This is a genomic window from Cellulophaga sp. 20_2_10 (assembly GCF_023476645.1).
GTDB lineage: Bacteria > Bacteroidota > Bacteroidia > Flavobacteriales > Flavobacteriaceae > Cellulophaga.
Genome location: NZ_JAMCOJ010000002.1, coordinates 541,483 through 563,928 on the forward strand (window position 1 = coordinate 541,483; position 22,446 = coordinate 563,928).

Genomic DNA, 22,446 nt, shown 5'->3' on the forward strand with positions numbered 1-22,446 from the left:
TTAGAACTCAGAGTAACACATGCTATACTAGCGGCGTTTTTATTAAGTTGCAAAGGTACGCTTTATATTCTAAATAACTAAGGAACCTAAGTTTATCTTAAATTAAGGGGCTAAGCTGTAACCGTAAATAGACATCACAACACCAATGATACCAAAGACTACCATCATTATTACAAGTGCTTTTTGAAGCTTCGGATTATCGTAAATAATGATACAAACAGCGCCTAAAACAATGCTAATTTGAAAAAAAAGTACACCAAAATCGAACTTACGTGTCGCGATATCGTATTTTTTTGCTAATAATTTCCACTCATTAATTCCTACTATTACTCCTTTTTTACCATCTAAATCTTGTACCCATTCTTTTTTAGGTAGGTTTTTGGAGCCAATTAAAATCTCTTTTTTCTCTGCTTTGTATTTAGCAACCTTAAGTTTGGTCTTTTCAATCTTTTCGTAAACAAAGCTTTTTTTATCTTCTGTAATAGTATTTGTATACATTAAAGCTTCAAGATTATCTAACTCACTTTCTTTTAGACTTTCTTTAATACTTTTAGATTGGTACCAATTAGAATAGTTAACGATCTTATTATGAGCAATCATCATTTCCTCCTCTAGTTCACCATTAACCAATTGCGATATTGCCATTAGTGCAGCGAATAAGGCAATAAGAACGCCTCCGTAAGCTTCTGCACGTTCAGATGCTACAGAAACTTCAACTGTGTCTTTATGCATTTTTATAATCTTTTAAATATGCTATTAATTGTTTTGTGGCTTTAGCTCTATGGCTAATTTGGTTTTTGGTTTCTAATGGTAATTCTGCAAATGTTTGGTGGTATCCGTTAGGTTTAAAAATAGGATCGTATCCAAAGCCTTCTTTTCCTTGTTTGTCCTTTGTAATAGTACCTTCTACAATACCATTAAAAACTATTTGTTCTCCGTTTAGGTTTAGAGCAATGGTAGTTTTAAAATGTGCAGCTCTATTGGTATTGTTCCCTAACTTATCTAATAGTTTAGCCATATTGTCTTCAGCGTTTTTTTGCTCACCAGCATAACGTGCAGCGTAAATACCAGGTTCACCATTTAGTGCATCTACCAGTAGTCCTGTGTCATCAGAAAAACAAGGTAAATTGTAGTTCTCTGTAATGTAATTTGCTTTTTGTATCGCATTACCTTCTATTGTGTCTGCTGTTTCTGGAATCTCTTCAATGCAGTTTATGTCTGTTAAGGAAACAAGAGTTATAGTGTTAGGCAGCAATGCTTTAACCTCTTTGAGCTTGTTGTTATTATGCGTAGCAAATACAATTTTCATATCTAAATAGTTTTCAGTCTAACTAATCTTTTTAATAAAGCTCGGTAAAACGTCGGCCAAAAGTAGTAATTTTATTCTCTTAAATTTAATAAGTATGTCGTTAAAGCTTCCGCCTGTAGTAGTGGTATTTATTTTTGGTTTGCTAATGTATGTTTTGGCACGGTTTTTACCTTTTGGAATTTTCGATTTTTTTGGAAGAACAACGCTTTTAAAAGGTTTGTTAGTGGTTATGATTTTTGTTTTAGGAGCATCAACCTATAAATTTTTTAAGGCAAAGACAACTGTTAATCCTAAAGATTTAGATAAAACGAGCACATTGGTTACAAGTGGAGTATACGCTTATACTAGAAATCCTATGTATTTGGCTATGCTGTTGCTGCTTATTGCTTGGGGTTTGTATTTAGGTAATGCATTTAATTCTTTGTTGGCGGCAGGTTTTGTGTCTTATATAAATGCATACCAGATAAAACCAGAAGAAGAGGTTTTAACAACAAAATTTGGTAAGGAATTTACAATGTACACCAAAAAAGTACGTCGCTGGTTCTAATTCTATTATCATATTCTTAATTTAATGGGGGTTAAAAAACAATTTATATACTATATGTTGTGATACGCTTTTTTTGCATTAATTTTTAAATAGAAGTAGGGGTGTACAGGGTAATATTTTTTACTTTTACTACTTAAATTGTTTTAAAATGGTAGACCAAGGGAGAAAATATGTTTTTGATTTTGATAGCACTTTAACCAGAGTTGAAGCTTTAGATGTTTTAGCAGAGATTTCGTTACAAGGCAATGCAAACAAAGATGAAATTATTAGGGAAATTCAAGAAATTACCAACCTAGGAATAGATGGTGATATTTCCTTTACAGAATCCTTGGAAAAGCGAATAAAACTGCTAAACGCTCACAAAAGCCATTTAACACAGTTGGTAGAACAGCTTAGAGATAAAATTTCTAAGTCTATTGAAACGAACAAAGATTTTTTTCAGAATTATACGGATGATATTTATGTAATCTCTTGCGGATTTAAAGAGTTTATAGATCCTATAGTGAAAGAGTATGACATCCCATCTGATAAAGTATATGCAAACACATTTAAGTTTGATGAAGACGGAAATATTATTGGGTTTGACGAAGCTAATGTATTGGCCTCTCACAACGGAAAAATAGAATGTCTTAAAAATTTACACTTAGAAGGTGAGGTACAAGTAATAGGAGATGGGTATAGCGATTATGTGATGCGTGAAGCTGGTATTGCAGATAAGTTTTTTGCATACACGGAAAATGTAAGTAGAGATAAAGCTACAACAAATGCAGACCACGTTACACCTAATATGGATGAGTTTTTGTTTGTGAACGATTTGCCAAGAAAAATATCATACCCAAAAAATAGAATAAAAATATTGTTGCTAGAAAATGTGCATCCGGCAGCATTTCATAATTTATCTGAAGATGGTTTTTCTGTAGAATTGGTAAAACACAGTTTACCAGAAGATGAATTAATAGAAAAATTAAAAGGGGTACACGTTTTAGGTATTCGTTCTAAAACACAGGTTACTAAAAAAGTATTAGAAGCAGCAGATAAATTATTAGTAGTTGGTGCTTTTTGTATAGGTACTACACAAATAGATTTAGAAAGTGCAAAGAAAAAAGGTGTTGTTGTTTTTAACGCTCCTTATAGTAATACGCGTTCTGTAGTAGAATTGGCGATAGGAGAAATTATTACATTAATGCGTAATGTGTTTCCTAGGAGTCAGGAAATACACAATGGGCAATGGAATAAAACTGCAGCAAACTCTAGAGAGGTGCGTGGTAAAAACTTAGGTATTGTAGGTTACGGTAATATTGGCAAGCAATTATCTGTTTTAGCAGAAGCAATTGGTATGCGTGTGTATTATTATGATGTTAACGACCAATTAGCTTTAGGAAATGCAGTTAAATGTAACACGTTAGAAGATTTATTAAATGTATCTGATGTTGTAACATTACATATAGATGATAACCAAGTAAACAAAAATTTTATTGGTGAGCGCGAAATTAATCAAATGAAAAATGGTGCTATGCTTATCAACTTATCACGTGGTTTTGTGGTAGATATACAAGCTTTAGTTGCCGCATTAAAAAGTGGTAAAATTGGTGGGGCAGCAGTAGATGTATATCCGGAAGAGCCACGTTCTAACGGTGCGTTTTTTACAGAGTTACAAGGTTTAGAAAATGTAATACTTACGCCACATGTTGGTGGTAGTACAGAAGAAGCACAAAGAGATATTGCCGATTTTGTGCCTAATAAGATTATGGATTATATAAACTCTGGTAATACTGTAGATGCTGTAAATTTCCCAAGCATACGTTTGCCAAGACAAACAAATGCACATCGTTTTTTACACATTCATAAAAATGTACCAGGAGTTATGGCTAAAATAAACAAGGTTTTAGCAGAGTACGAGATGAACATTACGGGCCAGTATTTATCTACGGATAGTGATGTTGGTTATGTAATTACCGACTTAGATAAAAAGTATAACAAAGAAGTTATTAAGGCTTTAAAAAAGGTAGAAAACACTATTAAATTTAGAGTTCTATATTAGTATCTTACTACTTATAAATTAAAAAAGGCTGTACTGAAAAGTGCGGTCTTTTTTATTACATATTATTCTAGATAATTTTTCACCTTAGTTTTTATAAAGAATATGTTCTTTTTCCTTTTTAGTTTATAGCTAATAACGTTTCCTAGTTTTGTTTTTAGCTGCTCTATTTCTGTATTGTTTAAATCCTTAACGGGGGTGTTGTTTATTTCTAAAACTTGATCATTTAAGGAAACTTCTGAGGTATTAGTTTTATTGGTGAAAGTGGTGCTCACAAATGCTTTTTTGCCTCTTTTTATAATTTTAAAACCATCAGTAATTAATTCAGACGCTACCTTTACGTTATCTCTAGATTGTTCTAATATTAGCCTATTCTGGTTACTGTAAATGGAAAAATGCTTTAGCATTCCGCCTCCTATAAAACCAATAAACTTATTGTTGGGGAAATTGTTTAGTGTTGTATTTGCAATATCTACTAGTACACCATTGTACGTTTTAGTCCCAATAAGTACTTTAGTTTTATTGGTTATAAGTGTATTGTTTAAGCCATTTGAGTGTGCTGTTAACATAGCTACGTTTACATAACTAAAATTATTTACAATGCTTTTTTTTAATTCGTTTAAATTATTGTTTGGGTAATTTAGCAACGTAACATATCTGCCATTTCCTGTATCTAGCATAAAGTGGCCAGATATAACTGTGTCAGCAATTGTAACTGTACCATAAATTTCATAAAAACCGTACAGGTATAAATTGTCCTTGTTTTTTGATAATAAGATACTATTACTTTGATCTAAATTTTGCTCTTCATTAGTGCTCAGTGTTATTCGTTTTTTATGGTAATCAACTTTTACATTAAATTGTTTAAAAAAGTCTAGGTTAATGGTTGCTTTATGAAAAGCATTAGAATCGTATTCGTTAACTAATACACTTCTTATGTTATCTTCTTTTGTTAAATAGCGATTAAATGTATCTCCTAGAGAGATTGTAATATCTTTTTTGGTTAAATCTATATGGTTTTTTCTGGCAAACTGATGATCAATATTAAAACCACTAGAACCTGTGTCGTACATAAAATAACACACGTTGTTATTTATTTTACCTTTTATAAATATTCTGTTTTTAACTAATTTAAAAGGAAGTGTATGTACTATATTTTGACAAAAAATCGTAGTAGAAAAACTAAATAATAGTATGTAAAGGAGTTTTGTTTTCAAATATTAGTTAAAGTATTTGTACTATTTAGTAGAAACTATTTTATTAATAATTCGTTTAAAATTTATACTGTCTGATGGTCTTGGAGCGTTTTCTAACATAATTTCATTGTTTTTGTTTATTATAGAATATCTAGGAATTGTTTCTATCCTTAAATACTTTAGAAGTTTAGGGTATTTGCTGTTTAGTAATAAATACTGTTGTTTACTCTCTAGTTTAGACTCTAATGTTTTGGATTTTTGTAACCACTGTTTCTGGTTTTCATCAATAGAAATGTAAATCCAGTTAATAGGTTGTTTTTTAGATAAATTGTTTTTAAAGTTAGAGCTCTTTTTAATTTCAGTAATGCAAGGACCACACCAACTAGCCCAAAAATCTATAACTTTTATTTTACCCTCACTTTGCTTTAAAATATCTTTTAACTGTATAGTGTAGCCTTTAATAGTTAACAATTTTTCATCTAAAACAATACTAGGAAGTTCTAAATTTAAAAGCTTTGTTTTTTCTTGAATAGCAGTTAATTCATTTACGTAAGATGCATTTTTTAGTAAAGGCTTATACTCGTTAATAACCTTATTAAGAATATCTACATTGGTTTTGCTGTTTCCAAATCCTTTTTCATAATAATCATAAATAAGTCTGCTTATGGCAAAATGCTTTAATTCTCCGTCTAGGTTTTTTTCTATAAAATTTTTTTCTTTAGTAAAGGTTTTTTCTGAATAGTCTAAATAATCATAAGTAACAAAATAGTGTCTAATAAAGTCAGTAAGGCTTCTTTTAAAATAGTCATTATTAATTAATTCTGGTTTTTTAAAATCAGCTATGGTAACATTGTTAAAGTATTTTTTTGGATTAAAAATTTCTTCAGATTTTAAATTTTTAGGTTTATTTAATGTAGAAAAAACACTTTCTGTATTGTTAAAATAACTTACAGAGCACTCCGACTTTATATTTCTAGGAGCCATTAAGTTGTATAAATATTCATATTCTATTTCTTGGCTAACAAGACTTTTAAAGTCGTTAGAAACTACATTGTTTTTAATATAAGATTCATAGAAAAGTTTTTTTGCGTTATAGACATAAGAGCAACTGTCTTTATATTGTTTAATGTTATTTTTAAATGTAGGCCACTTTAACTGTAAAGAATCTAAAGCAGTGTAGAAATTATAATGAGAAGCATTTTTACCTAAAAATTGTAAATGCCCTTTCTCAGTAGAAAACTTTATACTATCACCAGGAGAAACTAAAACACGAGTATTGTAAAAATCATCTCCAAAACTCATTAATTCAATAATTTGTGGCTTTTCTATACTATCTAATGTATTATTATAAACACTGTCATATACCCTTTTATTTTGTCCCTTGTGGTTTGTTCCGTATAGGTAAGAGTAATTTAGGATGTTAAAAAATTCTAGAGCTTTTTTGTCATTAGATGTTCCTCTAATAACAATAGGTTTATAAGTTTTTTTAGTGGTATTTGTCTGTTCAGTGCTAACTGAGGTGGTTGTTTTGTCTTTTTTGCAGGCAAACAATAAACTAAATAATATGAAAAGTGTTGTTATGTATAATAGTTTATTGCGTTTCATATTAAAACTAATTTTTTTAGTTCTAAAATATAACTTTATATCATTTAAATAAGAATAAGACTATTAAAAATTAGTTAAAGCTATTTTACCTATGATGATAAGGCTCATTGCGTAGAATAGTAAACCCTCTATAAATTTGCTCAACCACAAATAAACGTACCATCTGGTGAGAAAATGTCATTTTAGAAAGGCTAATTTTTCCTTTTGCTGTAGTGTAAATGGCATCACTAAAGCCATAAGGACCTCCAATAACAAAAACCAATTGTTTAATTCCGGCATTCATTTTCTTTTGTAGGTAATCAGAAAAATCTACAGAAGTAAACTGTTTTCCGTTTTCATCCAAAAGAACAAGTACATCTGTAGGAGTTAATTTTTTTAAAATAAGCTCACCTTCTTTTTCTTTTTGTTGGGCTTCAGATAAATTTTTTACGTTTTTTATATCGGGAATAATATCTAAATCAAACTTAATATAATGCCCTAATCGCTTTTCGTATTCAGCAATTAAAGCTTGTAAATTTTTATTATCGGTTTTGCCAATGGCTAGTAGCTTAATAGTCATGCCACAAATATAAGCGTCAATTTTTAAAATTAGTAACTTAATATATGCATTATATAGATTATCAAATAAACAGCTAAAGTTTCAGAAAACATTTTAGTAAATTAGCACAAAACAAAATAGATTAATGATTTCAGAAGAGCAGTTTCAGAAAGAAATAGACCTAATTATAAGTAATGCAATACGTGAAGATGTTGGTGATGGTGATCATAGCTCTTTGGCGTGCATACCTGCTGCTGCAAAAGGCAAGGCAAAACTCTTGGTAAAAGATCAAGGTATTATTGCAGGTGTAGAATTTGCAAAACAAGTTTTTGCATATGTAGATAAGGGCTTGCAAGTAGAAACACTTATTAATGATGGTGAAACTGTAAAGCAAGGAGATATTGTTTTTTATGTAACTGGTAGCTCACAAAGTATATTAAAAGCAGAACGTTTGGTATTAAATGCAATGCAACGTATGAGTGCAATTGCTACTAAAACCAACTTTTTTGTAAAATTATTAGAAGGTACAAATACTAAAATTTTAGATACACGTAAAACGACACCTGGTTTACGTGCTGCAGAAAAATGGGCTGTAAAAATAGGAGGCGGAGAAAACCATAGGTTTGCTTTGTATGATATGATTATGCTAAAAGACAACCACATAGATTTTGCAGGTGGTGTAACCAAAGCAATAGAGAAAACAAAAGAATACTTAAAAGAATCCGATAGAGATTTAAAAATTATTGTTGAAGCTAGAGATCTAGATGAGATTAAAGAAATTTTAAAGACAGATGGTGTGTACCGTATTCTTATAGATAACTTTAATTACGAAGATACAAGAACTGCGGTTGCTTTAATTGGTGATAAGTGCTTAACAGAATCTAGTGGAGGTATTAATGAAAAAACCATTCGTGATTATGCAGAGTGTGGTGTAGATTATATTTCTTCGGGAGCCTTAACACATTCGGTATATAATATGGATTTAAGTCTTAAAGCAGTTTAATGTCGGCAGATATAGAAGCTAAACTAGCAAAAATACCAGTGGTAAATTGGATTGTAATGCTTTTAAAAAAGATTACATTACCAGCCTTTGTTGGCTTGTCCTTATACGATTTAATAGAGCTTTACCTTAATGGTATAATAAAAGGAACCCTGTCTACTAGAGCAAGTGCCATTGCATTTAGCTTGTTTATGGCATTGTTTCCGTTGTTAATTTTCTTGGTAACCTTAATCCCATTCTTAATACCTTATGTAGATTCTGGAAATCCGGACACTAATTTAAATACAGAGTTTATAGCGTACTTAGAGTATGTGTTACCTAATGCTATTAACGACTATTTTTTTGATCAGATTTACGATGAAATAATGAGTCAGAGGCGTGGAGGTTTACTTTCGTCTACATTTTTACTATCTACATTTTTAATAGCAAATGGCGTAAATGCTATTTTTAGCGGGTTTGAAAACTCTTATCACGTAGGGCTAAGCCGTCACTTTTTAAGGCAATATGCGTATGCTTTTATGGTAGGTTTATTACTGTCTATACTTATCATTGTAAGTGCAATTGTATATATGTATTTTGAGATTTATGTAATAGAAAACATATCAGACACCACGCAGGTTTACTTTGGGACTGGTTTGGAAGAAACAGATCTTTGGGCTACAGAAATTACTAAGATTATTTACTTTACATTTTTATCTTATTTATCTATTTCGATATTGTACTACTTTGGTACGGCTGAAGGTAAAAAGACTAAATTTTTCTCTGCAGGTTCTCTAATGACAACTATTTTATTTATCTTAACTTCTTACTTCTTTGGGGTTTACGTAGATAAGTTTGCAAGGTATAATGAATTGTACGGGGCATTAGGAGGATTATTAATTCTGATGGTTTATATTTGGTTAAACGCCAATATCCTTTTACTAGGTTTTGAGTTGAATGCAACATTAAATTCTCTAAAGAAAAAAATTATAAAGAATGATGAAGAATAAAACATACTTAAGCATAGCAATATTATTTTTTGTGGCTCATATTAGTGTAGCGCAATCTGTTTTTGGTAAATGGAAAACTATTGACGACAGAAACGGTAACGAAAAAGCCATTATTAACGTCTATGAGAAAAATGGCAAAATGTATGGAGAAATTGTTAAAATTGTTGATCCAAAACGAAGAAATGCTGTTTGTGAAAAGTGTGAAGGTGACTTAAAAAATGCTCCAATTTTAGGTTTACATATTATTAAAAATGCAGAAAAAACAGATAAGAACGAGTACAAAGGAAAATATCTTTTTGATCCAGAGCAAGCAATGACTTTTAGATGTAAAATTTGGTTAGACCCGGAAGATAGTGATAAACTAAAAGTACGTGGTTATTTAGCTTTTATCTACAGAACACAAACTTGGATTCGTGTTAAGGAGTAACACTTGTTATGCAGCATTTTATAAATGTAATTTTACCAATTCCTTTAGAGAAGTTATTTACGTATAGCATTACTAAAGCGGAAGCCAATTTTCTAAAAATAGGAATGCGGGTTGCTGTGCCATTTGGCAAATCTAAAATACATACTGCCTTAGTTGCAGAAATACACACTACCGCACCAATAGTATACGAGGCTAAAGAAATACATCAAATATTAGATGATGACCCTATAGTAACAGAACTACAAATTAAGCATTGGTCTTGGGTAGCGTCTTACTATATGTGTTCTATTGGTGAAGTTTTTAGAAGTGCCGTTCCTGGAGCTTTCTTATTAGAGAGTGAAACTTTAATTTTAAAAAATCCAGAGAGCATTGTACAAGAAGATGCTTTAACGGATGAAGAGTTTTTGGTGTTTGAAGCATTAGAACGCCAATCGATGTTAAAGGTGCAAGAAATTGCTGCTATAATAGATAAAAAGAACGTGCTTCCGATTCTTAAACGTTTATTAGAAAAAAATGTAATTCTAACCAAAGAAGAGGTCTACCAGCAGTATAAACCTAAATTGGTACGCTATGTTAAGTTAGGAGAAAAGTATCAATCAGAGGATGCTCTAGGTGCTCTATTAGACTCTTTGTCAAGAGCTCCTAAGCAAAGCAAAGTAATTTTATCTCTTTTTCAGTTACAAGGTAGAAATCAGAAAAAAATAACAGTTAAAGAATTAGAAGAAAAAAGTGAGTCTTCGGCATCAATAATAAAAACACTAATAGATAAAGAAATTTTAGAAGAGTTCTTTGTTAGAACAGATAGGGTGGTTTTTGATGCCGCAAAAAAGCCTTCACTTTTAAAAGAATTAAACGAATATCAAGAGAAAGCTTTACAGGATATAGAGGCAAGTTTTGCAGAAAATAAAGTTACATTATTACATGGAGTAACTTCTTCTGGTAAAACAGAAGTATATGTAAAACTTATTGCAGATTGTTTAGCAAAAGGGGAGCAGGCTTTATATTTGTTGCCAGAAATTGCTTTAACAACACAGTTAATTGCTAGACTTCAGAATTATTTTGGACAACAGGTCGCAGTCTTTCATTCTAAATATACCGTACACGAAAGAGTAGAGGTTTGGAACAATGTTTTAACGAACAAATCTAAGGCTCAGATTGTAATAGGGGCAAGGTCTTCTTTATTTTTACCATTCTCTAATCTAGGGTTAATTATTGTTGATGAAGAGCACGAGTCTTCTTTTAAACAATATGACCCCGCGCCAAGGTATCACGCAAGAGATAGCGCTATTGTTTTAGCAAACTTTAGTAGTTGTAATATTCTTTTGGGTTCTGCAACACCAAGTATAGAAAGTTTTTACAATGTAAAACAACAAAAGTATGGCTATGCACAGATAAACAGAAGGTTTGGTGATGTTCTAATGCCAGAAGTTGAGCTTGTAGACATTAAAGAACTTACGCGTAAAAAACGTATGAAAGGTCATTTCTCCGAGCGCTTATTGCAAGGTATAACTGCTGCTATTGAAGAAGGGGAACAGGTAATATTGTTTCAGAATAGGAGAGGTTTTGCGCCAATTGTAGAATGTACAACTTGTGGTCATTCTCCACAATGTCCTAATTGCGATGTTAGTTTAACCTATCATCAATATAAAAAGCAAATGCGTTGCCATTACTGTAGTTACCATATGGCACTGCAGCAAAGTTGTTTGGCTTGTGGTATGGCAACTCTTAATACTAAAGGTTTTGGTACAGAACAAGTAGAGCAAGAATTGCAACAAATAATGCCTAAACTTAGAATTGGTCGTATGGATTTGGATACCACAAGAGGTAAGCATGCGTACGAGAAAATTATAACATCTTTTGAAAAACACGAGCTAGATGTTTTGGTAGGTACACAAATGCTAACCAAAGGATTAGATTTTGGTAATGTTAGTTTAGTGGGGATAATGAATGCAGATAACCTTTTAAACTTTCCGGATTTTAGAGCGCACGAGCGTAGTTATCAATTACTGGCACAGGTGTCTGGTAGAGCAGGTAGAGCAAAAAAGAGAGGAAAAGTATTAATACAAACATACAATCCATACCATCAAATATTACAGCAAGTATCTGCTAACGATTATGAGGGCATGTACACAGATCAAATTAATGAGCGCAGAGAATTTAAGTATCCGCCATTAAATAGAATAATAAAAATTACATTTAAACACAGGGATTACGGCAAGGTGGAAGATGCTTCTGCTTGGTTTGCTAAGTCTTTACGTGTTTCCTTTGCTGATAATGTTTTAGGACCAGAATTTCCTTCTGTTTCGAGAATACGAAATCAGTATTTAAAAAATATAGTTCTAAAAATGAAAAAAGATCAACCTTTAGGTAAAACGAAGGCATATATTAGAAAAATTGAAAAATCTTTTGATAGTATAGGGCAGTTTAAAGGTGTGCGCGTTATTTACAATGTAGATTATATTTAGAAATAACCAATAAAAAAAGCCGACATAAGTCGGCTTTTTTATTAAGAGTATATAATTGTTTAGACGTTGCTTAGCGCTTCTGCAAGCTCGGTCTTTTTATTTCTACTTAAAGGTATTTGTCTCCCATCAACTTCAACATTTTTACTATTAAATTTTTCAACTTTTTCTAAGTTTACAATGTAAGATTTGTGAATTCTAAGAAATTTATCTTCTGGTAATTGCTTTTCAAAAGATTTCATTGTTGATAAAATTACAATGTTAGCTTCATCAGTTACCAGTTTAATATAATCACCTAAGGCTTCTATCCACTTAATATCATTTAAAATAACCTTGCGTTTCTTAAGGTTACTTTTAACAAATATGTGCTCTTCGTCCTCAACTACTCTATGTAATTGCTCGTATTTAGCAACGGCTCTTTTTACAGAGGCGTCAAACCTACTCATTGTAATAGGTTTATGTAAATAATCTGTTACGTCGTAGTCAAAAGCCTTTAAAGCATAATCAGGTTTTCCTGTAATTAGTATTACTTGCGGAGGATTTTCTAGAGACTCTAGTAAATCAAAACCGTTAATTATTGGCATTTCAACATCTAAGAAAATAAGATCAATTTCGTTGTTCTTAAGTCCGTTTTTTGCTTCTATGGCGTTGCTGTACTCAGCTACCATAGCTAAGTTGGGATGATTGTTTACCAGCTTTGCAACGGCCATACGTTGCATAGAGGAGTCATCTACAATTATACATCTTAGTTTCATAAATAAGTTGATTTGTGGGGTTAAATCTCGGCTAAAGTACTAAAAATGTCAGATGAATTGCAAGAAAAGATGTGAACATGCACTATTCTGTTGTGTAATTAGCATTAAACGAGTTATGATTTGGGTTTTGGGTTTGGTTTATTCATAGGTATTTAAAGTATAACGAAGTTTTTTCTATTTTCTTGTGAGAACAGAAAAAAATAAGTACTTTTGCGAACTGTAAAAAAAATATATATAATATGAATCATTACGAAACTGTTTTCATTTTGAATCCCGTTCTATCTGATGTACAGATAGAGGAAACAGTTAAGAAATTTGAAGATTTCTTAATTAAAAAAGGTTCCAAAATGGTTGCCAAAGAAAATTGGGGACTTAAAAAGTTGGCCTATCCTATTCAACACAAGAAAAGTGGTTTTTACCATTTGTTTGAATTTTCTGCACCTGGCGATGTAATTAATGGCTATGAGCTAGAATTTAGAAGAGATGAACGTATTATGCGTTTCTTAACTGTAAAACTAGACAAGCATGCAATTTCTTGGGCAGAGAGAAGAAGAACAAAATTAAAAACTAAAGCTTAAGGATTATGTCAGCTATTGAACAACAAGCAAAAGGAAAAAAAGACGGAGAAATCAGGTATTTAACTCCGTTAAACATTGAAACTAACAAGCAGAAGAAATACTGTAGATTTAAAAAATCTGGTATCAAGTATGTAGATTACAAAGATCCAGACTTCTTAATCAAGTTAGTAAACGAGCAAGGTAAATTACTTCCAAGAAGACTTACTGGAACTTCATTGAAGTATCAAAGAAAAGTGGCTGTTGCTGTTAAAAGAGCACGTCATTTAGCATTAATGCCATATGTTGGCGATTTATTAAAATAAAAAAAGCTAAACATGGAACTTATATTAAAACAAGACGTACAAAATTTAGGTTTTAAAGACGATCTAGTTGAAGTTAAAAACGGATACGGAAGAAACTTTCTTATACCTAAAGGTTTAGGTGCTCTTGCTACACCATCTGCAAAGAAGGTTTTAGCGGAAAACTTAAAGCAAAGAGCTCATAAAGAGAAGAAAATTGTTGATGAGGCTACTAAAGTTTCTGATGCATTAAAACAATTAGAAATTAAAATACCTGCTAAAGTTGGTGTTGGTACTAAATTGTTTGGATCTATCTCTAATATAGATTTAGCTGCAGCTATTGAAAAAGCTGGTCAGTCAATTGACAAAAAATTCATTACTATTAAGGGTGGTGCTGTTAAAAGAACTGGGCCTTATGCTGCTCAGATTAGATTACACAGAGAGGTTGTTATTGAATTTCCTTTTGAAGTAGTAGCAGAATCTAAATAAATAGTTAATATATTGTTAATAGAAAAAAGAGTTATGCGCGCATAACTCTTTTTTTTTGTTCTAATTTTAGTGCATCTAAAAAACTAACATAGAACAATATGAAAAAGTATTTATTTTATTGCTTATCGTTTTTACTTGTAAGCTATGCCGCCAGTGCACAGGTTACAACTTCTAACATCAAAGGTTTAATAGTAGACGACCAAGCAGTTCCTTTAATGGGGGCAAATGTTATTGCCATTCATACTCCTACAGGGACAAAGTATGGTGGTATTTCTAATGAGGAAGGCAGGTATAGCCTTTTAAATATGAGGGTAGGTGGTCCTTATACAATAACTGTAACTTATGTTGGTTTTGAAAGCCAAGGAAAGAATAATGTTTACCTAACTCTTGGTAAAACATTTAATTTTAATACTACTTTAGCAGAGTCTAGTCAAATGCTAGACGAGATTATTTTGATACAAGACCAAAGTAGTACATTTGGTAGTGGCCGTACAGGAGCAGAAACAAGTGTTGGTCGTAGAGAACTTACTAGGCTGCCAACTATTTCTAGATCTGCGGCAGATTTTACAAGATTAGAACCAACGGCAAGTGGTAATTCTTTTGGAGGTCGTAACGATCAATTTAATAACTTTTCTTTAGATGGTGCAATTTTTAATAATCCCTTTGGATTAGATTCTCCAACTCCAGGTGGACAAACAGGTGCACAGCCAATTTCTTTAGACGCAATAGAACAAATACAAGTAAGTACAGCTCCTTATGATGTTACTTTATCTGGTTTTACAGGGGCTTCTGTAAATGCAGTAACAAAAAGTGGTACTAATGAATTTCACGGTACAGTTTATGGTTTTTATAGAAATGAAGACTTAACCGGTGGTAAAATAAAAGGTGAAGATGTAATAAAACCTAAATTATCTCAAAATCAATACGGTATTAGTATTGGAGGACCAATCATTAAAAACAAACTATTCTTCTTTGCTAATTTTGAAAAAGATGAAAGAGAAGACTTGGGTACTAACGGATGGATTCCTAATACTGGATCTGGTGCAATAAACGAATCTAGAGTTTTAGAGAGCGATTTATTAAGTGTGCAATCTGCGTTAGCTGGTTTAGGGTATGATACTGGTCGTTATGAAGGTTTTACTTATGGATCTGAATCTACTAAAGGTATTTTTAAATTAGATTGGAATATAAATGATAATAATAGATTGGCTGTTATTTATAACTTTTTAAATGCGTCACAAGAAAAACCAGCGCATCCAACAGCAATAAATCAAAGAGGCCCTAATTTTACAACACTACAGTTTCAGAATTCTGGTTATGAAATTAATAACAACTTAAAATCTTTTCAGATCGAGTTGAATTCTACTTTATCAGAAACTATGACCAATAAATTGCAAGTTGGGTATTCTCATTTCGATGATTTTAGAAATTCACTTTCTTCTCCAATACCTGCAATTACAATACAAGATGGTAATGGTTCTAATTATATTATTACAGGTCATGAACCTTTTTCAATTAATAATACATTAGATCAAAAAGTATTTCAGTTTACAAATAATACAAATATCTTTAAAGGAGACCATACATACACTATTGGTTTCTCTTTTGAAAAGTTCGATTTTAAAAATTCTTTTAATCTTGGTTCATACGGGTTTGCAGACAATAGAGGTTATGTAGGTGCATTTGGCTCTTTTCCAAGTTTAGCAAACTTTCAAACAGCAGTAGATAATGGCTTAATTGGTGATGCTATTTCTAATGCGCAAGCTACTCAAACTACAAATAATGCGAATGATACTTGGAGTTTGGCAGAAACATCAGTTGGTCAAATGGCATTTTATGTTCAGGATGAGTGGAATGCAACAGAAGATCTTAAATTAACTTATGGTGTTCGTTTTGATAAGCCTTTGTTTTTTGATACAGCAGATAAAATACGTGAAAACATAGCAAGAAAAGGAACTTATGTTCCTAGTATTCCTTACTTTAATCCAGAAACAGGAGAAGAAGTTCTTATAGATTCAGAAAAATTACCAAGTAACCAATGGTTGGTTTCTCCTAGAGTTGGTTTTAACTGGGATGCTAAAGGAGATAATTCGCTACAGTTGCGTGGTGGTACTGGTCTATTTACTGGTAGATTACCATTTGTTTGGTTAGGTAACCAAGTACAAGGTGTAGATGATTTCTTTTATCAAACAGTAGATCCTGACTTTAAGTTTCCACAGGTATGGCGAACTAACTTAGGTTTAGATAAAAGATTTGATAACGGAATTGTAGGTACTTTAGATGTTTCTTATACAAAAGACTTAAATGCTGCACATGTACAAAACTGGGGTTTAAGAGAGCCAACAGGTACTTTAGTTGGTCCTGGTGGAGATAGACCTGTTTATTTATCTGGTGATACAGGTAATAATGCATATGTATTTACAAATTCTGATAAGGGTAGAGTATTTAATGTTTCTTTAAAAGGACAAAAAACATTTGATAACGGTTTGTATGCAATGGCCGCTTATAGTTATTTAAATGCGCAAGATGTAAACTCTATTGAAGCGGAGATTACAGGTGATGCTTTTGATTTTAATCCTAACTTGGGTAATGCAAATGCAGATGTTTTAAGTCACTCTAAGTATGGAGATACGCACCGTTTTATTGGAGTACTTTCTCAAAATTTTGAATACGGAAAAGGAAAATGGAATACAACTATTTCAACTTTCTTTGAATATGCTAAAGGTGGTAGATATAACTATACATATGCAGGTGATATAAATGGTGATGGTTCTGGTCAGAATAATGATTTACTATATATACCAACTTCATCAGAACTTAGTCAAATGCAATTTTCAGGAGCAGGACAAGCTGAAGCTTTTGAAGCGTACATTCAACAAGATGATTATTTAAAGGATAATAGAGGTGAATTTATGGAGCGCTACGGAGCAGTTGCACCTTGGAGAGGTCGTTGGGATCTTAAATTATTGCAAGATTATAAGTTTGCAAATAATAATAAAATTCAATTTAGTGTAGATGTTCTTAATGTAGGTAACTTAATTAATTCAGATTGGGGAGTTGTTCGTCAGCCAAACAATACTAGTCCTGTTGGTGTTAGTTTCCCAGATGCTAATCCAGCTCCAGATGTGTACGAGGCAGATCGTACTCAGGAGCCAACGTATACTTTTGACCCTAGTCAGACTAAAACAAATGGTTTCGATTCTAGTTTATTGTCTAGATGGCAAGCACAATTTGGTTTACGTTATATTTTCTAGAAAATAAAATAATTTTAATTATTAAAAGGCTATGCTTATGCATAGCCTTTTTTTATTTTTGCAAAATGAAATATGCAAGACTAACAAAACAACAACTAGAAGAGTTGCAACCAGAGTTTGTAAACTTTTTGGCATCGCAGACTATAACAGCAGAGGAGTGGAGTGCTTTAAAAAAAGAGAAACCAGAAGTTGCAGAAGATGAGTTAGATGTTTTTAGTGATTTAATTTGGGAAGGTGTATTAGGTAGGGTAGAGTATCTAGAGAATATATCTGCACAACAAATGCACTTGTTTCATTTAGAAGAGAAAGAAATGAAACTACTTTCTGTAAAAGTGATGAATCCAGATGTAGACTTAACAACAAGTATTGGTTTTTCTTGGTTTAAGAAAAACTGGCAATCAGATTTTGTGGAGTACCTATCAGCATCTAAGGTGTATACCGAAGATAGAAACTTAGATAAGTTTAATCTTATAAAACAAGGTGCTGCTATAACTAAGGGAGATTTGTACAAGTGGTTTGATAATATCATAAGTTAAAACGATATTTACGCTTGACAATAACAGTTTAATTTAATAGCCTTTGTTAAAGGCATCAGGAATGTTTATCATTCTACATATTTATAAAATTTATGGCACAAAAACCATCAATACCAAAAGGAACAAGAGATTTTTCTCCGTCAGAAGTTGTAAAACGAAACTATATTTTTGATGTAGTAAAAAAGCATTTTCAAACATTTGGCTTTCAACCTATAGAAACACCTTCTTTTGAAAACTCACAAACCTTAATGGGTAAATATGGTGATGAGGGAGATCGACTTATTTTTAAAATTCTAAATTCAGGAGATTACTTAAGTAAAGTAAACGATGAAACATATACCCAAAAAAACTCAACTTCTTTAACGGCTAAAATTTCAGAAAAAGCATTGCGTTACGACCTTACTGTACCGTTTGCACGTTACGTAGTAATGCATCAGAACGAAATTGATTTTCCTTTTAAAAGATATCAAATTCAACCCGTTTGGAGAGCAGACAGACCGCAAAAAGGTAGGTTTAGAGAATTTTTCCAGTGCGATGCAGATGTTGTTGGTTCGGATTCTTTATTGCAAGAAATAGAATTGGTGCAATTGTACGATGCCGTTTTTACAGATCTTAAACTTATAGGGACAACAATAAAATTAAATAACCGTAAAATACTTGCAGGTATTGCAGAAGTTATAGGGGCAAAAGAGCGCTTAATAGATTTTACCGTTGCTTTAGATAAGTTAGATAAAATTGGAGTAGATGGCATAACCAAAGAAATGCTAGAAAAAGGTATTTCTGAAGAAGCTATAGAAAAAGCAACACCTTTGTTTTCTTTGTCTGGTACAAATACAGAGCAGTTGCAAATTTTAGCAGAATTACTAAAAGATTCTAAAGAAGGTGCAAAAGGAGTAGAGGAGCTTACTTTTATTATTGATGCAGTTGAAAAGCTAGGATTGCAATCTGCAAACTTAACTATAGATGTTACCTTGGCTCGTGGATTAAATTACTATACAGGGGCTATTTTTGAGGTTGGTGCACCAGCCGGAGTAAAAATGGGTTCTATTGGTGGTGGTGGCCGTTATGATGATTTAACCGGAATATTTGGGTTAAAAGATGTGAGTGGTGTTGGTATTTCTTTTGGTTTAGACCGTATTTACTTGGTCTTAGAAGAATTAAATCTTTTCCCAGAAGAAATAGACAAGTCTTTAGAGGTGCTTTGTGTAAATTTTGGAGATAAAGAGGCTTTTGCAGCATTGCAACTGGTAACGGAATTACGTAAAAACGGAATTAAGGCAGATGTTTATCCTTCATCAGTAAAAATGCAAAAACAAATGAAATACGCTAATAAGCGTAATGTTCCTTATGTTGTTATAATAGGAGAACAGGAATTGGCAGATGGCAGCTTTGTTGTAAAGAATATGGAAAAAGGAGATCAGCAAACATATAAGTTATCTAAAGTATCAGAATTTATAGCAGCGCTATAAAGATTACAATAGATTCTAATTTTAAAACTGCTATTCAATTTATTTGGGTGGCAGTTTTTTTATGATAAACCTTTATTTTAAACGTATAGTTTAGTAATGAGTTTGTGAATCTAGATTTTTTTGGTTCTTTTTTTTATCAAAAAAAATGAATAGAGATTTAGTATGCAGTAGGTTTTTTAATGAGGTGTTTTAGTGGTATGTAATGCTTAAAGTTTGAGTGTCTTCTCAATGGCTTTAAAAACTAAGTTGTAGTACTCTTTACTATGTGGAACATAAGTTTTCATCAGTTCAGAATCATCTAAATCTTTTTTAAATTCAGAAATAGATTTTAATTGTAAATCTTCAACCTCGCTGTCTTGTTTCTTTAGTGATGTAAAATCTACATTTAGTTTGCTTATAAAAGTATGATTGTATTCGCAGTCAATTAAAGTAACAGTGTGTTTTTGGATAGATTTAAAGCATCCAATTTTGTGTAAATCAGTTTCAAGAACTAGAACTCCAATTTCTTCTTCAACTTCTCGTAGGGCAGAAGCTTCAATTTTTTCTCCTGCACCAATATGTCCGGCTACAGATACATCCCAAAGAAGCGGGAATACGGCTTTGTTTTTTGCTCTTTTTTGTAATAACACTTCATTGTCATTGGTGTAAAACCAGATGTGTACAGTTTGGTGAAACCATCCATTTTTATGAGATTCAGATTTTAAGGCTGTTTTTCCAGTCTTATTTCCGTCAGAATCTAAAATATCTATAAGTTCATCCATATGGTTAAAGTGAAAAAAAAAGCCTCTTTTAATAAAAAAAGAGGCTTGGTTGTATTAATCAAAGTAACTAAAAGTTTCTCCTTCTTTAATGTTTAAAAGTGTTTCGTAAATTAAACGTATTACATTTTCAACATCATCTCTGTGGACTGTTTCTACAGTTGTATGCATATAACGTAATGGCAAAGAAATTAATGCAGAAGCAACCCCGCCATTGCTATACGCAAAAGCATCGGTATCTGTACCGGTAGATCTTGAAGCTGCCATGCGCTGAAAAGGTATTTTGTTAGCTTCAGCAGTTTCTATAATACGTTCTCTAAGTTTGTTTTGTACAGCCGGAGCATAAGAAATAACAGGTCCAGATCCAATTTCTGTAAAACCTTGTATTTTTTGTTCAATCATTGGAGTAGTGGTGTCGTGACAAACATCGGTAACAATAGCAACATTTGGTTTAATGGTTTGTGCAATCATTTCTGCTCCACGTAAGCCAATCTCTTCTTGTACAGAATTGGTAATGTATAAACCAAAAGGTAATTTTACTTTGTTCTCGTGTAATAAACGGGCAACTTCAGCAATCATAAATCCACCAGCTCTATTGTCTATGGCTCTACAAACAAATTTATTTCCGTTTAACACCTTAAAAGTATCAGGATAAGTAATAACGCAACCAACGTGTACACCCATCTTTTCAACTTCAGCTTTATCTTTAGCGCCTATATCAATACAAATATTATCTAATTTAGGAGCTTCTTCTTTTCCTTTATTTCTAGTATGTATTGCTGGCCATCCAAAAACACCTTCAACAATACCATTTTTAGTGTGTATGTTTACCCATTTAGATGGTGCAATCTGATGGTCACTACCGCCATTTCTAATAACATATAACAATCCGTTATCTGAGATGTAATTCACATACCAGGAAATTTCATCAGAATGTCCTTCTATTACAACCTTATATTTTGCATCCGGATTAATAACACCAACGGCAGTTCCGTAGGTATCCGTAATAAAAGTATCTACATAAGGCTTTAGGTAGTCCATCCAAATTTTTTGCCCTTCCCACTCATAACCTGTAGGAGCAGCATTATTTAAATATCGTTCAAAAAAATCTAGAGATTTTTCTGTAATAATCTTCTTTGCGCTCATAAACGTATATATTTAAATACAAATTTAATAATATTCACATCCAATTAATAATATCATCACGTGTTTATCGTTAATTTTACGAACTCTATATATTGTATGAAAAGCATAACGAACATATTATTTTTAATCCTTGTCCTAATTAGTGGCATTGGTAATGCACAAATTGAGCCCGAAAAAGACTCTGTAGACATCGAGTTATTTAAGATACAAGGAGATTCTGTCTATGATACTTCTATATCATTAAACGAGGTATATGTTTTTGGACCTTTAAAATTTGCTTCTAAAGAAGAAAAACTACGTTACTATATATTAAGGAGGAAAACATTAAAGGTGTATCCGTATGCAAAAATGGCAGCAGAAAAGTTAGTTGTATTAAATGATAGTCTTCAAAAAATTAAGAAGAAGTCTAAAAAGCGAAAGTACACGAGACAAGTTCATAAAGAAATTGAAGAGCAATTTTCAGAAAGATTAAAGAAATTAACACGAACAGAAGGTCAAATTCTTATAAAACTAATAAACAGACAGACGGGGGATACTGCTTTTGGGCTGGTAAAAGAGTTGAGAAATGGTTGGAGAGCCTTTTGGTATAATACAACAGCTAAGTTTTTTAAAATAAGTATTAAGGCAGAATATCACCCAGAAAGTGAGCATGAAGACTACTTAATAGAGGATATTTTGCAACGAGCTTTTGCTAAAGGAAGATTAAAAGAGCAGCCTACAGTCTTAAATTATGACTATACTTCGTTGACAAACAAGTGGGTAACTAATAAAAAAGAATAATTGCATCTTGTTTCGTTAAGCGTTTTGCATTATATTTATTCCCCTTTTATAAAATACTCTTTACTATAGGTTGATAACAGCCTTGACTACGACAAAGAACCTGCGATAAAGTGTGTGGTTTTGGGAGGGTTTGTTATTTTGTTTAAAAAGTGATAAAAAAGATGCTTGTTTAAGGTGTTGATAAATAGGCTTGTAAAGGTGTGTTTAGAAATACTTTTAAAAAAGATTTAGAAAAGGGTTGTTATATCAGATAAGCTCTGTATATTTGCACCCGCTAAGGGAAAAACATAGA

At 32.0% G+C, this 22,446-nt stretch carries 21 protein-coding genes; 13 read left to right on the forward strand and 8 right to left on the reverse strand.

Translation table 11 applies throughout. The annotated features are described in order from the left end of the window. Positions 1 to 102: 102 nt before the first annotated feature. Positions 103 to 732 (reverse strand): DUF4337 domain-containing protein, encoded by a 630-nt coding sequence (locus tag M4I21_RS06245; protein ID WP_249558259.1) that lies wholly within the window; start codon positions 730 to 732, stop codon positions 103 to 105. Beyond that, positions 725 to 1,309, reverse strand: a complete 585-nt coding sequence (locus M4I21_RS06250; RefSeq protein WP_249558260.1) for a non-canonical purine NTP diphosphatase — start codon at positions 1,307 to 1,309, stop codon at positions 725 to 727. The genes M4I21_RS06245 and M4I21_RS06250 overlap by 8 nt, the downstream gene beginning before the upstream one ends. A 94-nt stretch (positions 1,310 to 1,403) precedes the next feature. Here M4I21_RS06250 and M4I21_RS06255 point away from each other — a divergent pair, with 94 nt between their 5' ends. Together M4I21_RS06255 and serA are read left to right on the forward strand one after the other, a co-directional pair. Then, positions 1,404 to 1,856: a methyltransferase family protein gene (locus tag M4I21_RS06255; protein WP_249558261.1), complete on the forward strand. Its 453-nt coding sequence runs from the start codon at positions 1,404 to 1,406 to the stop codon at positions 1,854 to 1,856. Positions 1,857 to 2,004: 148 nt separating this feature from the next. Then, on the forward strand, positions 2,005 to 3,897 hold the full coding sequence (gene serA, locus M4I21_RS06260; protein ID WP_249558262.1) for a phosphoglycerate dehydrogenase: 1,893 nt from the start codon (positions 2,005 to 2,007) through the stop codon (positions 3,895 to 3,897). 62 nt (positions 3,898 to 3,959) lie between these two features. Here serA and M4I21_RS06265 read toward each other — a convergent pair whose 3' ends face one another. The 3 genes from M4I21_RS06265 to rlmH all read right to left on the reverse strand — a co-directional run bounded on the left by M4I21_RS06265 (position 3,960) and on the right by rlmH (position 7,254). Next, complete coding sequence (locus M4I21_RS06265; RefSeq protein WP_249558263.1) at positions 3,960 to 4,967, reverse strand: PDZ domain-containing protein; 1,008 nt, start codon at positions 4,965 to 4,967, stop codon at positions 3,960 to 3,962. A gap of 165 nt (positions 4,968 to 5,132) precedes the next feature. Continuing rightward, on the reverse strand, positions 5,133 to 6,695 hold the full coding sequence (locus tag M4I21_RS06270) for a TlpA family protein disulfide reductase (RefSeq protein WP_249558264.1): 1,563 nt from the start codon (positions 6,693 to 6,695) through the stop codon (positions 5,133 to 5,135). 85 nt (positions 6,696 to 6,780) lie between these two features. Next, positions 6,781 to 7,254, reverse strand: a complete 474-nt coding sequence (rlmH, locus tag M4I21_RS06275; protein ID WP_249558265.1) for a 23S rRNA (pseudouridine(1915)-N(3))-methyltransferase RlmH — start codon at positions 7,252 to 7,254, stop codon at positions 6,781 to 6,783. 124 nt (positions 7,255 to 7,378) lie between these two features. Between rlmH and nadC the strand changes: the two genes are divergently transcribed. The 4 genes from nadC to priA are packed head-to-tail and all read left to right on the forward strand — an operon-like array spanning position 7,379 to position 12,114. Next, positions 7,379 to 8,236, forward strand: coding sequence for a carboxylating nicotinate-nucleotide diphosphorylase (gene nadC / locus M4I21_RS06280; protein WP_249558266.1), 858 nt, complete (start codon positions 7,379 to 7,381; stop codon positions 8,234 to 8,236). Beyond that, positions 8,236 to 9,222 carry a YihY/virulence factor BrkB family protein gene (locus M4I21_RS06285; protein WP_249558267.1) on the forward strand — a complete coding sequence of 329 codons (987 nt, stop codon included), beginning with the start codon at positions 8,236 to 8,238 and terminating at the stop codon, positions 9,220 to 9,222. Before nadC ends, M4I21_RS06285 begins: the two co-directional genes overlap by 1 nt. Further along, positions 9,209 to 9,649 carry a DUF2147 domain-containing protein gene (locus tag M4I21_RS06290; RefSeq protein WP_249558268.1) on the forward strand — a complete coding sequence of 147 codons (441 nt, stop codon included), beginning with the start codon at positions 9,209 to 9,211 and terminating at the stop codon, positions 9,647 to 9,649. The genes M4I21_RS06285 and M4I21_RS06290 overlap by 14 nt, the downstream gene beginning before the upstream one ends. Positions 9,650 to 9,657: 8 nt before the next feature. Next, positions 9,658 to 12,114: a replication restart helicase PriA gene (gene priA / locus M4I21_RS06295; RefSeq protein ID WP_249558269.1), complete on the forward strand. Its 2,457-nt coding sequence runs from the start codon at positions 9,658 to 9,660 to the stop codon at positions 12,112 to 12,114. A 59-nt stretch (positions 12,115 to 12,173) separates the two neighbouring features. On the opposite strand, the gene M4I21_RS06300 is transcribed toward priA, so the two are convergent. Beyond that, positions 12,174 to 12,866, reverse strand: coding sequence for a LytR/AlgR family response regulator transcription factor (locus M4I21_RS06300; RefSeq protein WP_249558270.1), 693 nt, complete (start codon positions 12,864 to 12,866; stop codon positions 12,174 to 12,176). Between the two features lie 239 nt (positions 12,867 to 13,105). Between M4I21_RS06300 and rpsF the strand changes: the two genes are divergently transcribed. From rpsF to hisS, 6 genes are all read left to right on the forward strand, one after another. Continuing rightward, the gene (rpsF, locus tag M4I21_RS06305; protein ID WP_249558271.1) at positions 13,106 to 13,444 is read left to right on the forward strand and encodes a 30S ribosomal protein S6; all 339 of its coding nucleotides are present in this window, start codon (positions 13,106 to 13,108) and stop codon (positions 13,442 to 13,444) included. Positions 13,445 to 13,446: 2 nt separating this feature from the next. Further along, on the forward strand, positions 13,447 to 13,746 hold the full coding sequence (rpsR, locus tag M4I21_RS06310) for a 30S ribosomal protein S18 (RefSeq protein ID WP_170854752.1): 300 nt from the start codon (positions 13,447 to 13,449) through the stop codon (positions 13,744 to 13,746). Between the two features lie 12 nt (positions 13,747 to 13,758). After that, positions 13,759 to 14,211: a 50S ribosomal protein L9 gene (gene rplI, locus M4I21_RS06315; RefSeq protein ID WP_249558272.1), complete on the forward strand. Its 453-nt coding sequence runs from the start codon at positions 13,759 to 13,761 to the stop codon at positions 14,209 to 14,211. A 98-nt stretch (positions 14,212 to 14,309) separates the two neighbouring features. Next, on the forward strand, positions 14,310 to 17,465 hold the full coding sequence (locus M4I21_RS06320; protein ID WP_249558273.1) for a TonB-dependent receptor: 3,156 nt from the start codon (positions 14,310 to 14,312) through the stop codon (positions 17,463 to 17,465). 65 nt (positions 17,466 to 17,530) lie between these two features. Further along, positions 17,531 to 18,001: a DUF6495 family protein gene (locus M4I21_RS06325; protein WP_249558274.1), complete on the forward strand. Its 471-nt coding sequence runs from the start codon at positions 17,531 to 17,533 to the stop codon at positions 17,999 to 18,001. Between the two features lie 92 nt (positions 18,002 to 18,093). After that, positions 18,094 to 19,470, forward strand: coding sequence for a histidine--tRNA ligase (gene hisS, locus M4I21_RS06330; protein WP_249558275.1), 1,377 nt, complete (start codon positions 18,094 to 18,096; stop codon positions 19,468 to 19,470). A gap of 206 nt (positions 19,471 to 19,676) precedes the next feature. On the opposite strand, the gene M4I21_RS06335 is transcribed toward hisS, so the two are convergent. Next, on the reverse strand, positions 19,677 to 20,231 hold the full coding sequence (locus tag M4I21_RS06335) for an NUDIX hydrolase (RefSeq protein ID WP_249558276.1): 555 nt from the start codon (positions 20,229 to 20,231) through the stop codon (positions 19,677 to 19,679). A 54-nt stretch (positions 20,232 to 20,285) separates the two neighbouring features. Beyond that, positions 20,286 to 21,374, reverse strand: a complete 1,089-nt coding sequence (locus M4I21_RS06340; protein ID WP_249558277.1) for a M42 family metallopeptidase — start codon at positions 21,372 to 21,374, stop codon at positions 20,286 to 20,288. 96 nt (positions 21,375 to 21,470) lie between these two features. Between M4I21_RS06340 and M4I21_RS06345 the strand changes: the two genes are divergently transcribed. Beyond that, the gene (locus M4I21_RS06345; RefSeq protein WP_249558278.1) at positions 21,471 to 22,154 is read left to right on the forward strand and encodes a DUF4294 domain-containing protein; all 684 of its coding nucleotides are present in this window, start codon (positions 21,471 to 21,473) and stop codon (positions 22,152 to 22,154) included. Positions 22,155 to 22,446: the final 292 nt, after the last annotated feature.

Excerpts from the sequence above, each read along its gene's own strand:
- rplI (WP_249558272.1), top strand. The coding sequence starts at position 13,759 with ATGGAACTTATATTAAAACAAGACGTACAAAATTTAGGTTTTAAAGAC.
- M4I21_RS06270 (WP_249558264.1), bottom strand. The coding sequence starts at position 6,695 with ATGAAACGCAATAAACTATTATACATAACAACACTTTTCATATTATTT.
- rlmH (WP_249558265.1), bottom strand. The coding sequence starts at position 7,254 with ATGACTATTAAGCTACTAGCCATTGGCAAAACCGATAATAAAAATTTA.
- M4I21_RS06285 (WP_249558267.1), top strand. The coding sequence starts at position 8,236 with ATGTCGGCAGATATAGAAGCTAAACTAGCAAAAATACCAGTGGTAAAT.
- M4I21_RS06320 (WP_249558273.1), top strand. The coding sequence starts at position 14,310 with ATGAAAAAGTATTTATTTTATTGCTTATCGTTTTTACTTGTAAGCTAT.
- M4I21_RS06300 (WP_249558270.1), bottom strand. The coding sequence starts at position 12,866 with ATGAAACTAAGATGTATAATTGTAGATGACTCCTCTATGCAACGTATG.
- priA (WP_249558269.1), top strand. The coding sequence starts at position 9,658 with ATGCAGCATTTTATAAATGTAATTTTACCAATTCCTTTAGAGAAGTTA.
- nadC (WP_249558266.1), top strand. The coding sequence starts at position 7,379 with ATGATTTCAGAAGAGCAGTTTCAGAAAGAAATAGACCTAATTATAAGT.
- M4I21_RS06340 (WP_249558277.1), bottom strand. The coding sequence starts at position 21,374 with ATGAGCGCAAAGAAGATTATTACAGAAAAATCTCTAGATTTTTTTGAA.
- M4I21_RS06265 (WP_249558263.1), bottom strand. The coding sequence starts at position 4,967 with ATGTACGACACAGGTTCTAGTGGTTTTAATATTGATCATCAGTTTGCC.
- serA (WP_249558262.1), top strand. The coding sequence starts at position 2,005 with ATGGTAGACCAAGGGAGAAAATATGTTTTTGATTTTGATAGCACTTTA.
- M4I21_RS06345 (WP_249558278.1), top strand. The coding sequence starts at position 21,471 with ATGAAAAGCATAACGAACATATTATTTTTAATCCTTGTCCTAATTAGT.
- M4I21_RS06335 (WP_249558276.1), bottom strand. The coding sequence starts at position 20,231 with ATGGATGAACTTATAGATATTTTAGATTCTGACGGAAATAAGACTGGA.
- M4I21_RS06250 (WP_249558260.1), bottom strand. The coding sequence starts at position 1,309 with ATGAAAATTGTATTTGCTACGCATAATAACAACAAGCTCAAAGAGGTT.
- M4I21_RS06325 (WP_249558274.1), top strand. The coding sequence starts at position 17,531 with ATGAAATATGCAAGACTAACAAAACAACAACTAGAAGAGTTGCAACCA.
- M4I21_RS06245 (WP_249558259.1), bottom strand. The coding sequence starts at position 732 with ATGCATAAAGACACAGTTGAAGTTTCTGTAGCATCTGAACGTGCAGAA.
- M4I21_RS06255 (WP_249558261.1), top strand. The coding sequence starts at position 1,404 with ATGTCGTTAAAGCTTCCGCCTGTAGTAGTGGTATTTATTTTTGGTTTG.
- hisS (WP_249558275.1), top strand. The coding sequence starts at position 18,094 with ATGGCACAAAAACCATCAATACCAAAAGGAACAAGAGATTTTTCTCCG.
- rpsF (WP_249558271.1), top strand. The coding sequence starts at position 13,106 with ATGAATCATTACGAAACTGTTTTCATTTTGAATCCCGTTCTATCTGAT.
- M4I21_RS06290 (WP_249558268.1), top strand. The coding sequence starts at position 9,209 with ATGATGAAGAATAAAACATACTTAAGCATAGCAATATTATTTTTTGTG.